This window comes from Desulfovibrio sp. 1188_IL3213, from assembly GCF_036763145.1.
Lineage (GTDB): Bacteria > Desulfobacterota > Desulfovibrionia > Desulfovibrionales > Desulfovibrionaceae > Desulfovibrio.
This window is the reverse complement of the sequence record NZ_JBAIYR010000039.1, coordinates 1-12,067: the sequence shown is the minus strand read 5'-3', so window position 1 is coordinate 12,067 and position 12,067 is coordinate 1. Positions and strand designations below refer to the sequence as shown.

General features: G+C 56.2%; 10 protein-coding genes. 4 read left to right on the top strand and 6 right to left on the bottom strand.

The genetic code is table 11. The features are described 5' to 3' along the window. Positions 1–174 precede the first annotated feature (174 nt). Genes V6C16_RS03745 through glpA form a run of 3 tightly spaced genes read right to left on the bottom strand, consistent with a single transcriptional unit; the run spans position 175 to position 4,278 of the window. Entirely contained in the window at positions 175–1,404 is a 1,230-nt protein-coding gene (locus tag V6C16_RS03745) for an anaerobic glycerol-3-phosphate dehydrogenase subunit C (protein ID WP_333535917.1), read from the bottom strand. Beyond that, positions 1,401–2,687, bottom strand: coding sequence for an anaerobic glycerol-3-phosphate dehydrogenase subunit GlpB (glpB, locus tag V6C16_RS03740; RefSeq protein WP_333542780.1), 1,287 nt, complete (start codon positions 2,685–2,687; stop codon positions 1,401–1,403). Before glpB ends, V6C16_RS03745 begins: the two co-directional genes overlap by 4 nt. Continuing rightward, on the bottom strand, positions 2,671–4,278 hold the full coding sequence (gene glpA, locus V6C16_RS03735) for an anaerobic glycerol-3-phosphate dehydrogenase subunit GlpA (RefSeq protein ID WP_333542779.1): 1,608 nt from the start codon (positions 4,276–4,278) through the stop codon (positions 2,671–2,673). The genes glpB and glpA overlap by 17 nt, the downstream gene beginning before the upstream one ends. Before the next feature lie 249 nt (positions 4,279–4,527). On the opposite strand from glpA, the gene V6C16_RS03730 reads away from it, so the two are divergent. Next, on the top strand, positions 4,528–5,307 hold the full coding sequence (locus tag V6C16_RS03730; protein ID WP_333535324.1) for an HAD-IIA family hydrolase: 780 nt from the start codon (positions 4,528–4,530) through the stop codon (positions 5,305–5,307). 317 nt (positions 5,308–5,624) lie between these two features. Here the strand turns inward: V6C16_RS03730 and V6C16_RS03725 are convergent, their stop codons facing one another. The 3 genes from V6C16_RS03725 to V6C16_RS03715 all read right to left on the bottom strand — a co-directional run bounded on the left by V6C16_RS03725 (position 5,625) and on the right by V6C16_RS03715 (position 8,606). Then, positions 5,625–6,914: a TRAP transporter large permease gene (locus V6C16_RS03725; protein ID WP_333535325.1), complete on the bottom strand. Its 1,290-nt coding sequence runs from the start codon at positions 6,912–6,914 to the stop codon at positions 5,625–5,627. 9 nt (positions 6,915–6,923) lie between these two features. Further along, the gene (locus V6C16_RS03720) at positions 6,924–7,484 is read right to left on the bottom strand and encodes a TRAP transporter small permease (protein WP_333535327.1); all 561 of its coding nucleotides are present in this window, start codon (positions 7,482–7,484) and stop codon (positions 6,924–6,926) included. Between the two features lie 117 nt (positions 7,485–7,601). Next, positions 7,602–8,606, bottom strand: coding sequence for a TRAP transporter substrate-binding protein (locus V6C16_RS03715; RefSeq protein ID WP_333535328.1), 1,005 nt, complete (start codon positions 8,604–8,606; stop codon positions 7,602–7,604). A 972-nt stretch (positions 8,607–9,578) separates the two neighbouring features. On the opposite strand from V6C16_RS03715, the gene V6C16_RS03710 reads away from it, so the two are divergent. The 3 genes from V6C16_RS03710 to V6C16_RS03700 form a co-directional block, all read left to right on the top strand. Beyond that, positions 9,579–10,928, top strand: a complete 1,350-nt coding sequence (locus V6C16_RS03710) for an SLC13 family permease (protein ID WP_333535329.1) — start codon at positions 9,579–9,581, stop codon at positions 10,926–10,928. Positions 10,929–11,000: 72 nt separating this feature from the next. Next, a complete protein-coding gene (locus V6C16_RS03705; RefSeq protein ID WP_333542781.1) occupies positions 11,001–11,846 on the top strand; it encodes a fumarate hydratase in 846 nt (281 codons plus the stop codon). A gap of 9 nt (positions 11,847–11,855) precedes the next feature. Further along, positions 11,856–12,067 (top strand): fumarate hydratase C-terminal domain-containing protein (locus V6C16_RS03700; protein WP_333542778.1); only part of this gene is annotated, 212 nt, incomplete at its 3' end.

Below are 12,067 nucleotides of genomic sequence, written 5' to 3'. Positions count from 1 at the left end.
GTTGACTCGCAGTTGCCAGACCGCGAGATTTTTTAACAAATCAAAAGGAGTTTTACTCACTTGGGCAAAGCTATAAGCTTTTTAGAACCCCCCGCCTAGCGGGGGGTTTTCTAGTTACAAAAAGGGCGGGGAACAATGCGTTCCCCGCCCTGAGTTTTTACTCGCCCTTCTGCTTTATGCTTTTCTGCTTTTATTCCCGGATTCCAGCCTTTGCCGCAGGATGCTCACAGGATGCAGACAGTCCTTGCCGCTGCCATGCCTGATCTGCACGCGGCAGGTTCCACACTCTGAAGCGGAAACATCCGCGCCGCTTTCCTTGACGGCAGCGAAAAGCGCGGCTCCCACCTCTTGCGCGATATCGTATTTCTCGGTTTTGAAGCCATAGCTGCCCGAAATGCCGCAGCACCCGGCATGCGCGTCGCTGACGCTTACTCCGGGCAGCCGCCGCAACAGCTCAAGGCTGGGCAGGCCGTTGCCCTGCGCGCGCAAGTGGCAGGGAGCATGATAGATGATCTTCATATCCGGCTGGTCTTGCAGGGATTTGTCCGGCGCAGTGTCCAGTTCCCCGGAATCGGCGCACGCCAGCAGAAAATCCTGCGCGTCGTCCAGACGGCATGCCCCATACTTTGCATCCAGGTCAGGAAAATATTCGGGCAGATCCACACGAAACATGAGCGCGCAACTGGGGCAACCCGTGACTACCGGCAGCCCCTGATCACGCCACTGCGCCAAGGCGCGCAGATTGTGCTCGGCATTGCTTCTGGCGTGTTGCCAAAAGCCATTGGCAACCATCGGCAGGCCGCAGCAAACGATATCCTGCGGCACAATAACCTTGTAGCCGGCCCGGTTCATGGCCCAGATCATGTCCAACCCGGTTTGCGGGTCGTACACGTCCACATAGCAGCCAGGATAAAAAACCACGTTGCGCCCGGTTTCCGGCTGCTTCACCTTGCGCGCCAATGTGCGGAAGTTGCTGCCGGCAAAAGCGGGCAAGGGGGCGCGCTTGTGTATGCCGAGTTTGTGCAGCACCTGCCGCGTCACCGGATTGAGCATGCCGAAGTTTTTAAGCACCGCCGGGATAAGATGCAGCCACTTTGCCATCAGTTCGCCGTGGCCCAAAATCCAGTCACGCAGGCCGGGGGGCGTTTTTTTACACTGGTCGGCCCGCGCCATCATGTTCAGACTGGAGACAGGCACGCCGTGCGGGCAGGTGATGTCGCAGTTTTTACAATTGGAACAGTAATGCAGCGACGGATCTTCATTCAGCCCCAGCAGGCGGAAGCGCTCATAGGCAGGGCCGATCATGCGGGGACCAAGAAACTTGGAGGTTGCGTCAGCCACGGGGCAATGCACAACGCAGGTGGTGCAGGCGATGCAGTGATCGGGATTTATGCGCGTGCTCATATGCTCTCCTCCGAAGCTGCCGCTGCGGCCATACGTCCGGCCTGCCAGCCAGTGGCAACGGCAACGCCGTGACCGCTCTTTTCCGTTGCGTAGTCATAGCCGCCCAGGCTGCGCCCCGCAAAAAAAACGTTGTTCCAGCAGACAGCGGCCTGAGAACTGACCGGGCGCATGGTGCTGTCAACACGCACCCCCATGCGGGCGAACAGATGCTTGCCGAAAAGCTCGGATTCCGACCATTGCTCCACATCATCGGGTACGGCAATGTCCAGCCCCATAATGCTTTCGCGGGCGGAACCGGGAGCCAGGTCAAGCCCTCCCCCCAAAATGCCGCCCGTAGCCAGCACAAACGTGCGGGCCTCGTGGCGACGCTCCTGACCGGAAGCTTCAGCCACGAGCGCCGTGCATTTTTTGCCGACAGTTTCAGCGCGAAGCACCCTGGCATTTTCAAACAGTTCAAAATCATACTCGCGCAAGGCCCGCAAAAGCGCATCGCGCAGCCTCAGCCCTCCCACTCCCGGAGGAATGGACAGCATTTCCACAACAGGACATCCAGCCGCCGCCTCAACGGCCTGCCAGGCGTCCGGCCGGGCCTTGCTGCCACAGATGGGCGGCAAAAGAACCAGATCGCAGGAACCTGCGTGAGATTTCAGCGTCTCAAGCAGCCACTGACGGCTTTGCGGCTTGTCCATCAGGCGCGCGAGATCAAGAGCCGTGGCGCTGCGGTGCGTTTCGCCCAGAGGCGAAGGCACTGTGAGCGGGACAAATTCCCTGTCGGCCCAGGCCCTGTAGCGGCGCAACTGGCTTATGACAAGCGCCGGGCGGCAATCGCGCAGCCCTTCCACACTGACCACAAGAATACGGCGCGCCTTGCTGAGGGCCTTGGTATCCAGCCCGGCCGGCAGCAGATGGGTTGGCTTGAGCGTACCCATAATAGTGGGGATCTGCACATTGCACACCTTCCCCTCCGGAGTGGACGCCGCCTGCATGGGCCACTGCCGGGCCTCCATCTGGCGCTGAAAAAATTTCATGGCTTCGCGCACGCATTCCGCGCCCATGATCCTGTACGGATGCTCGGCGGACAAAAGCGCCATCCCTGCCCAGGGGTCGGCCACATATCTGCCGTCCGCATAGGCCAGAATATCGACATTGCCGCCGCTGATGGCGAGGGAACCCATGCCCGTGGTGAGCATGCGGACCTTCTTGCCCTGGCTTGCGGCAGTAAGAGCGGCCACAAGCCCGGCCATGCCGGAACCGGCCACAAGTACGTCAACAGTCCTGCTCATGAGCGGCTCCGTCCAGGTTGAGAGTAGTAGCATAAATGGCACGGCTCAGTTCCATTTCACGAGCCTGCATGCCCCACAGGGCAAAGCGCAGCCCGCCCCACCGCTCCTGAAGAAAACGCCGGACATTGTCCGTGGGTGTCAGTTCAAGCTGCACGTCGTGCTCGGCAAGAGCGCCCACCGTGCGCAGGGAACAAAAGGCCCCCTGGCATGTTCCCATGCCGAGGCGCGTACGCAAGCGTATGTCCGTCAGGGAGAATGTGGCAGGCTGGCGCGCCACATATTCAATTTCAGCCAGACTCACCATCTCGCATTCGCAAATCAGCGGATTGCCCGCCTGTTTTTCGGCCAGCTCCAGCACGGCAGGCAGGTCATCGCCAAGCCGGTCGGCCATGAGATTCAGGCCCTGCATGGGAAAGAAGCGGGACGCCCGCTTGAGCACGGCTTCGTCCGCATCCGGCACAAGGGCTTCAGTTGCCGTGCGGCACACAGCGCTGTGGCCCAGCTTGGCGCAAACCCGGTCAACGACGCGCTCCGCCATGAGGCGATAGGTGGTGAGCTTGCCGCCGAAAATGCTGACCATACCCTCAAGGCCCTCATCCGCGTGGTCCACAATATGAAAATTGCGGCTGGCCTTGCGCCCTGCCGCCCCGCCCGGCGTATACAGCGGACGGGTTCCGGCAAATGCGCGCAAAATGCGGTACTGGCGCACCTGAGGAAAAAGCGGCTCGCCAATATCAAGCAGGCGCAGCACTTCTTCCGTTGTGGGGGTGGTGTCGTCCGGCCTGTCGGTGGATGCGGAGGTGGTGCCGAGAATGGTGATGGAGCCGTGCGGCACGAAAATATCGCCGTCGCCGCTGGGGTGCAGACGGTTGATGACCCTTGAGGTGAAACGGTGGTTGAAAACCACCAGCGTTCCCCTGTCGGGCGAAAGCGCCACATCAAGGCCAGCCATGCCCGCAATGCGTCCGGCCCACGAGCCTGCGGCGTTGATGACACACTGGCAGGCAATGTCAACGGTTGCCCCGGTGTGGCGGTCAATGGCTGTAACGCCGCACACCCGGCCATTGCGCAACTTTATGGCAGTTGCCTCATGGTAGGTGAGCATACGCCCGCCATGACGCCGGGCAGACATGGCGTTGTGCAGCACCAGACGGAAGCCGTCCACACAGGAGTCCGGCACACGAAAAACCCGGCGCACCTCAGGCGAAAGATTCGGCTCCAGGCGCAGCGCCTCGGTCACGTCAATTTCCTGCGCGTCAATACCAGCCTCGCGGCAACCCATGACAAACTTTTCAACATATGCGGGGTCGTCCTGCGGCGTAAGCGCGAAAAAACCTTCGGTTTCCTCGACGCATTGCCTGCCGATACGACGCACGATCATGTTTTCCTCAATACACTCCCGGGCGGATTCATTGTCATTGACGACATACCGCGCTCCGCTGTGCAGCAGACCATGAAAGCGTGAGCTGGTTCCGTGGGCGATGCCCCCCTGCTCAAGCAAAATGGCGGGAATTCCCCGCATGCACAGGTCGCGCAGCGCACCGATGCCGGTCGCGCCGCCTCCAATGACTACAACGGTTGTTTCCAGCATGCAGTCTCCTGATATATATGTAGCTTATGCAACCATGTCCGGATAGAATAGGCGGGCCGCACTTGTTCGGGCCAGCCTTGCAGGGCAGGATGACATCTGTTTTTTCTGCCTGCCATGTTGAGCTTTTTGCTGTCTTGCGTCAAGCTTGCGAATCTTATTAAAAAGTTGGATATGCCCTGCCTGCTCTCTGCTTTTTTTACAAAAAAAGCGGAACAAAAACGCGACACGGATACAAGAAAAAGGAATGTCATGAACTGGTCAAAGAAGCGCTGTGTGATTCTGGATATGGACGGAACCGTATACCTTGGGCATATCCCCATTGAAGGGGCCGTAAGCTTTATACAGCGCCACTGGCAGGACCTGGATTTTTATTTTCTCAGCAACAATACGTCCAAATCGCCCGCAAGCTATGTGGAAAAACTCCGGGGCATGGGCATTCCCGCCCATATTGAGCGCATGCTTTCGCCGGTAAGCCCCCTGGTGGATTTTCTGCGCGCCAACAATATCAGCCGCGCCTATCCCGTGGGAAACAGCGATTTTCAAAGCGACCTGCAAAGCCGCATGCCCGAACTGCAGCTGACCGAAGATGGCGCGCAGGCAGTCATTCTGGCCTATGACACCCAATTGACCTATGAAAAGCTGGCCCGGTCGGCCCTTTTGCTTCAGGACGGCAAGGTGCTTTTTCTGGCGACGCATCCCGACCTTGTATGCCCCTCCCCCGAAGGCCCGCTTCCTGATGTGGGCAGCTTCATCAGCCTGTACCAGACCGCCACCGGGCGCAGCCCGCAGCACATCTTCGGCAAGCCGGACCCCACGGTGCTGGCCCCGCTTCTGAAGCGCTATGCCAAAGATGAAATGGTCATGGTGGGCGACCGCCTCAGCACAGATAAAAAGCTGGCGGAAAATGCCGGCATTGATTTCATTCTTGTGCTGAGCGGCGAGGCAGTGCGCGCGGACCTTGAAAAGGAAAGCGTCCAGCCTACCCTGGTTGTGGACGATCTGGGCCATGCGGAGGCATACTGGAGATGACGGAGCGCTGCCCCCCTGCCTCGGCTGCCAGTCACGTCAGCTCACGCGCCCGAAGATATGCATGCGCATGAAAAAGCCGCTCCTTACGGAGCGGCTTTTTCATAATGAGCCGGAGCACTTCAGTCTGCAATGCTCTGCCTCTTCAGAACACGGTTCTTTACCGTGCTCCTGAGCAGGTTAGCGCTGAAATGCTTCATATTTCAGCATGTTCATTCAGTCGAAAAATGCGATTTTCGGCTGAACCCACGCCACGTTGTGACGCACTGCACTTTCGTGCAGCGTTAGAGCATTTTACCCTTTTTCAAAGTTAATCTGCTCTAGTTGCCGCCCATAAGCCAGTTGAGGGGCGTAAGCGACAGCGAGGGGAAGAAGAGCAGCACAAGCAGCATGATGACTTCTATCAAAATAAAGGGGATCAGTTTGACAACAAGCTGCGTTATTTTGATATTGCCAATGCCGCACACAACATACAGCACTGTGCCCACCGGCGGTGTGATAACGCCGATACCGAGGTTGAGCACAAAAAGCAGCCCGAAGTAATACGGGTCAATGCCCGCCTGCTGGATCAACGGGTAAAACACCGGCGCAAAGATCAGGATATTGGGCGTCAGGTCCATGACCATGCCGATAAGGAAGAGGAAAAGGTTGATCGCCAGCAGCAGCATAATGGGATTGTCAATCAGGGGCGTAAACAACGCTGTCATCTGATTGGGTATCTGCGCAATGGTGATAAACCAGCCCACCGCAGTGGCTGCGGCAACAACCAGCATGACCACAGAAGTCGTGTGCGCGGCGCGGGCGCTCACACGCAAAAGATCACGAAATGAAAGCTCGCGGTAATAGAGCATGCACACTGCGATGGCGTAGATGGCCGCAAAGGCACCGCCCTCAGTGGGGGTGAATATCCCGAAACGGATACCGCCCAGCAGCAGCACCGGCATCATGAAGGCCGGGGTTGCATCAAAAAGAATCTTTATGGCTTCGGCCCTGGTAAAGGTGATGGTTTCGTTGTAGCCGTCGATGCGTACCACAAAGAACCACACGACCATGAGTGCCAGACCGATCATAATGCCGGGCACAAGGCCGATCATGAACAGCTTGGTAATGGAAAGGCCGCTGATGGTGGCGCCAAGCAGAATGAAGTTGGTGCTCGGCGGAATGATGGGACCAAGAATGGCGCCCGAGGCAATAACAGCCCCGGCGCGACCCGGATTATACCCCACCTGCTTCATCATGGGCAGCAGCAGCCCGCCCAAAGCCGCGGCTTCGCCAACAGAGCTGCCCATAAGACCTGCAAAAAGAATACTCGCGATAATGGCCGCATAGCCAAGCCCGCCGCGAACCCGGCCGATCATGAGCTGGGCCAGCTGCACCACCCTTTTTGAAAGGCCGCCCGCGGACATGATTTCGCCGGCGAACACAAAAAAGGGAATAGCCATGAGGGGATAGTTGTTGGCCCCGTCCAGCATGCTGCCTGGGATGATCATGGCGTCCCACATGCCGGAGTGCCACATGAGCACTATGGCGCAGAGCACCAGAACCAGAGCGATAGGAATGCCAAGAGCAAGAAAGAAAAAGAGAGTTCCCAGAAAAATAAACAGCTCCATTTTTCTCTCCTATCCCTTATGGAAGGTGTCTGCCGGACGACGAACGAGCACCGCCAGGGAGCGCAACTGGAAGATCAGGGCGCAAAAAGCCATGATGGGCAAGGTGCCGTTGATAAAGGCCATATTGACATCCGTGGCCACGGAATAGGTATCCATGGTCTGCAGCACGTTGACGATGCCGCCGTACAGCAGCAGCCCCAGGGCAAAAATGCTGCAAAGTGATGCTGTAATATCAACATACTTGCGCGATGCGCCCTTGAGCAGCACCACAAACATGTCCACAGCAATGTGTTTGTTGCGGTAAAAAGCTTCGATGGCGCCGAAAAACGTGATGTAAATGAAAAGAAAGCGCGCCCATTCCTCACTGGGAGGATAGCTGGACGAAAAAACGTAACGCAGAAAAGCGTTATAAAAAACCAGGCCGATCATGCCCAAAAAAATCGCTGCACAAAAAATTTCAAAAAGCAGCTGAGCTTTTGTCTCTTTGGGCGGATTCAGGTCCGGTTCATGTAGGGTGTATACTCCGGGAGCGTGGTCCGGCGGGTATTCTTTTGAATTTTCGTTTTGCATCTGCAACCTCTGCGAAAACGGCACGCAGCCGCCTGTCATGCGGCACGGCCTGTCTGGCTTGCTTGCTACAAAGGACCGGAAAATGCTTTCTGGCCCTTTGTAGCAACATACTGTGTCTTATTTGGATTCACGATAGCTGTCGGCGCTATCAAGAATGGCCTGGGCATTGGGTACAGTGTCGTAAAAAAGCTTCCAGCTGCGCTTGCCGGCATTCACCAGATGCTCATGAAGTTCCTTGCTCGGCTCATGAATATTGCCCTTGTTGGCAAGAATGGTGGCCTTGGCCTTTTCATCGCCGTCCGCAACCATAGCCCACACGTCATCGGCGGAACGTTTGGCGGCCTCTTCAATCCACTTCTGGTCCTGTTCAGGCAGGGACTTGAAGAATTTGTCGTTGATGTAGAGGGAATGGATGACCAGGATATGGCCGGAAAGGCTGATCTCGGGAGTGATTTCGTACATCTTGAGGCTGACGATGTCCGCAAGGGGGCTGTCGCCGCCGTCAATCACACCCTGGTCAAGGGCGCCAGGGACTTCGGCGAAGGGCATGGGCTGCCCGCTGATGCCGCATTCCTTGGCAAAGTTGGTGTACAGGGGAATATTGGGTACGCGCATGCGCAGGCCTTCGAGGTCTTTCACTTCCTTGATGGGCTTTTTGGAATAGAAGTGGCGGAAGCCCAAAGGAAAGGCGTTAAGGGTACGCAGGCCGGACTTTTCGGTAAAACCCTCATTGATCAGCTCAAACGTCTTGCCTTCCATGGCGCGGCGGGCATGGTCAAGATTGTCGAACAGCATGGGGGTTTCAAGCATGGCCATGGCCGGATGCAGAGCCGAGGTCTGGGTGCCGGTGGCGCACATCTGGATGATGCCCTTGCGGGTCGCGGCAATGTAGGCGTCTTCCTTGCCAAGCTGGCTGTTGGGGAAAACCTGCACTTCATATTTGCCGTTGGAAAGTTCTTTCAGATACTTGCCAAACAGGTGCATGCCTATGGTTTCCGGTTCGCCTTCCGGCTTCATACCGGCCATTTTGATGACAGTAGCCGCCCCCGCAGTGGGAGCCGTGCTGAGAGCAAGCCCACAGATCAGACCCACGGCGACAAAAAGCGCAACAAGACGTTTCATTACAAATCCTCCAAATTTTTTATGTTCAGCGTGAACGGCAGAACCGCCCACCAGTGAACGCACGGGCGACAACCCCGCCCCCCGCAGCGCACACATATACCCGGGTAAATGCGGCAGATTCAATCCCTACTTGCCAAATTTTTTTTATGCAAGCCCTTTGGCAGAATCACGGCTCCAGACATCTTGCCGGAAATTACCAGAATGGGTGTTCACAGTTGCCATAGTCTGAAAACGGCACATTGAAACAGCAAAAACAGCGGGTTGACGCACCAGACAACGGGAAAAGCTTCACGAAACGAAACATGCTTTTCCATCTTGCGCGTATTATCCCCGGCCTGCCTGGAGTTCAGACAGATTGCCGCCCCTTTGTACCCCAAAAGCACAAAACACACCACATTGAAGCCCTCTGCCGGAAGAGCGAAAAAACACGCCTGCATTTAGCCTGTCCGCCGTTATCGGCAAGGTGTTTCTCCGTTGCCAACGGGCTTTCTTATGGTCAGGCAACCCGCCTGGGTGGTATCATAATATAAAACATATAACATTTGAATATATAACTATCAGACAAAAATATTCTCCTGACGGCCCCGCATTGCCAGGTTACATTTCCCATACAGCGGCACTGCAAATAACAAAACATCAATGGAAAATAACACAAGAACAATACATGTGCATATTCTTAAATAGATAGTTTATTAATAATGATTAACCAACAACTCTATTCAATCACACTATATTGTGATTTTTTTTACATTCAATGCATTATAGTTATTTTTTTTCCTTCTTTACTGTTTTTCTTGAAAATATGTATCATTGATCACTCATTCAATAAAAATCTATTGTAATGAATAAATAATCGTGTAAGTATATTGATTAAATTTATAGCGCTATACATAAACGTCTCTAATGCTTCATAATTTGTCTTTATGGCATGAAAGAGACACCATCAACTCTATCTTGCTTGGAGGTTGACGGATGAAGCGATCTTTTTTTCTTGCAATGGTTGTGGCAATGCTTGCAATTATTGCTGCCCAGGATGTGTTCGCCGCAAACCAACTGGGTATAAAGCTGCCTGAAGATCCGACAAAAGCGTACATCACCCTGGGCATTCTTGTTATTGCGGCAATCATGTTTTTTACTGAAGTTGTACCGCTGCCCATAACAGCACTGCTTGTGCCGGTGGCCCTGTCATTGACAAACGTCATATCTTCAAAAGTCGCCTTCAGTTACTTTGGCGATCCCACAGTGGTACTGTTCATGGCCATGTTTATCGTGGGTGAGGCCACATTCATTACCGGCTTTGCAGACAAGGTTGGTGCTCTGGCTGTCAGGCTTTCCAAAGGCAACCCCATCAAGCTTCTTGTTTATGCCATGGCCGCAGTGGGACTGCTTTCCTCTGTGCTTTCCAATACAGGAACCACGGTGGTCGCCGTGCCGATGATTCTCGGCATGTGCATGAAGGCCAAGCTGGCCCCCGGAAAAGTGCTTATGCCCGTAGCCTTTGCGGCTTCTCTTGGCGGCACGGTAACCTTGGTAGGCACGCCGCCCAACGGCATCATCAACTCCATGCTCTCTCAGACCGGGCAAAGTCCTTTCGGCTTTTTCGAATTCGGTCTGATCGGCATTCCGCTTCTGGTCGCGGGCCTTCTTTACTACGGACTGATAGGACACCGCTTTTTGCCCGAAGGACGACAGATCGACGATGCTGTTCTGTCGGAAGAAGCCCAGCCGCGCCGCGAAAATAAAATGTGGCATGCCATGGCCGTCTTTGCCTTCGTAGTCTTCATGATGGCCAGTGAACTTGTTCCCCTGACGACGGCGGCCATGTTTGGCGCCTGCATGATGGTCATTACCGGCTGTATGACCATGCGTGAAGCATTCCGCAGCGTTGACTGGACAACCATTTTTCTGTTTGCGGGCATGCTGTCCATGTCGGCAGCAATGGACAAGTCCGGCGCGGCGGCTATTGTAGCCAACGCGGTGGTCAGCACTGTCAGCGATCCCTGGCTGCTCATGCTCGTCTGCTGTGCGCTCACGGCGATCATTACCAACTTCATGTCCAATACCGCCACGGCAGCCCTTATGGCTCCTCTGGCCTTGCCCATTGCTCTGGGCAGCGGTATTTCTCCCCTGCCCATCATCATGGGTATAGCCATGTCAGCCTCGGCCTGCTTTCTTACGCCTATTGCCACGCCGCCCAACACCATCGTACTTGGCCCCGGCAGGTACACGTTCCTTGATTACGTCAAGGCCGGCTGGCCCTTGCAGCTCATTACCCTTATCATGTGCTGGCTGCTTATCCCCCTGATCTGGCCTTTCCATTAGGCTGCCGTCAGGTGCGCTGTGGCCATGGGCGCCACAGCAGTTAATGCTGATAAAGAACGGGACGGTGTGGACATGAAGGAAATCCATTTTGACGACATAGCGCGCACTGTGGCGGAACTGGCCATAGAAGCCTGCTACCGCCTGCCGGACGACATGGTTGCGGCCATGCGCGCGGCACGAACGCGCGAACCATCGCCCGTGGGGCGTAACATCCTGGATCAACTGCTGGAAAATGCTGAAATCGCCGCCAGGGGCGATCTGCCCCTGTGCCAGGATACCGGCCTTGCCGTGGTCTTTGCCGAAGTGGGACAGGATGTGCGCATTGTGGGCGGTCCTTTTGAAGATGCCGTCAATGAGGGCATCCGCAAGGGGTACACTGAAGGATATCTGCGCAAATCCTGTGTGGACGAGCCACTGTTTGAGCGCAAAAACACCAAGGACAACACCCCTGCCGTCATCCATACCCGCATTGTACCCGGCAACGGGCTGCGCCTGCGGCTGGCCCCCAAGGGGGCAGGCTCGGAAAACAAGAGCGTGCTCAAGATGCTCGTGCCGGCAGACGGCATTGACGGAGTGCGCAAGGTGGTTCTGGATGCGGTGCTGGCCGCCGGCCCCAATTCCTGTCCGCCTCTGGTCATCGGCGTCGGCATAGGCGGGACAATGGAAATGGCCGCCATATGCGCCAAGCGCGCTGCCGCCCGCGACCTTGAAAGCCGCAACCACGACCCGCGCTATGCGGCGTTTGAGGATGAGCTGCTGGAAATGGTCAACAAAACCGGCGTCGGCCCCCAGGGTCTGGGCGGCATCACCACCGCCCTCAAGGTACATGTGGAATGGGCGCCGACACATATCGCTTCCTTGCCGGTAGCCGTAAATATCAACTGCCACGCGGCGCGCCACGCCGAAGCCGTGCTGTAGGAGGGAGCCATGTCAGAAGAAATCAAAAGAATACGCGCTCCCTTTGATGATGCCACTGCCCGTTCACTGCGCGCCGGAGACAGGGTGCTTATTTCCGGCACCATACTGGCCGCGCGCGACGCAGCCCACAAACGCCTTGTGGAAACCCTGGACAGGGGCGAACCCCTGCCCGTGAGCCTTGAGGGCGCGGTGGTCTATTATGTGGGGCCAAGTCCGGCGCG

Bases quoted from the DNA above. Each gene is read 5' to 3' on its own strand.
- V6C16_RS03745 (WP_333535917.1), bottom strand. From the start codon at position 1,404: ATGAGCACGCGCATAAATCCCGATCACTGCATCGCCTGCACCACCTGC.
- glpB (WP_333542780.1), bottom strand. From the start codon at position 2,687: ATGAGCAGGACTGTTGACGTACTTGTGGCCGGTTCCGGCATGGCCGGG.
- glpA (WP_333542779.1), bottom strand. From the start codon at position 4,278: ATGCTGGAAACAACCGTTGTAGTCATTGGAGGCGGCGCGACCGGCATC.
- V6C16_RS03730 (WP_333535324.1), top strand. From the start codon at position 4,528: ATGAACTGGTCAAAGAAGCGCTGTGTGATTCTGGATATGGACGGAACC.
- V6C16_RS03725 (WP_333535325.1), bottom strand. From the start codon at position 6,914: ATGGAGCTGTTTATTTTTCTGGGAACTCTCTTTTTCTTTCTTGCTCTT.
- V6C16_RS03720 (WP_333535327.1), bottom strand. From the start codon at position 7,484: ATGCAAAACGAAAATTCAAAAGAATACCCGCCGGACCACGCTCCCGGA.
- V6C16_RS03715 (WP_333535328.1), bottom strand. From the start codon at position 8,606: ATGAAACGTCTTGTTGCGCTTTTTGTCGCCGTGGGTCTGATCTGTGGG.
- V6C16_RS03710 (WP_333535329.1), top strand. From the start codon at position 9,579: ATGAAGCGATCTTTTTTTCTTGCAATGGTTGTGGCAATGCTTGCAATT.
- V6C16_RS03705 (WP_333542781.1), top strand. From the start codon at position 11,001: ATGAAGGAAATCCATTTTGACGACATAGCGCGCACTGTGGCGGAACTG.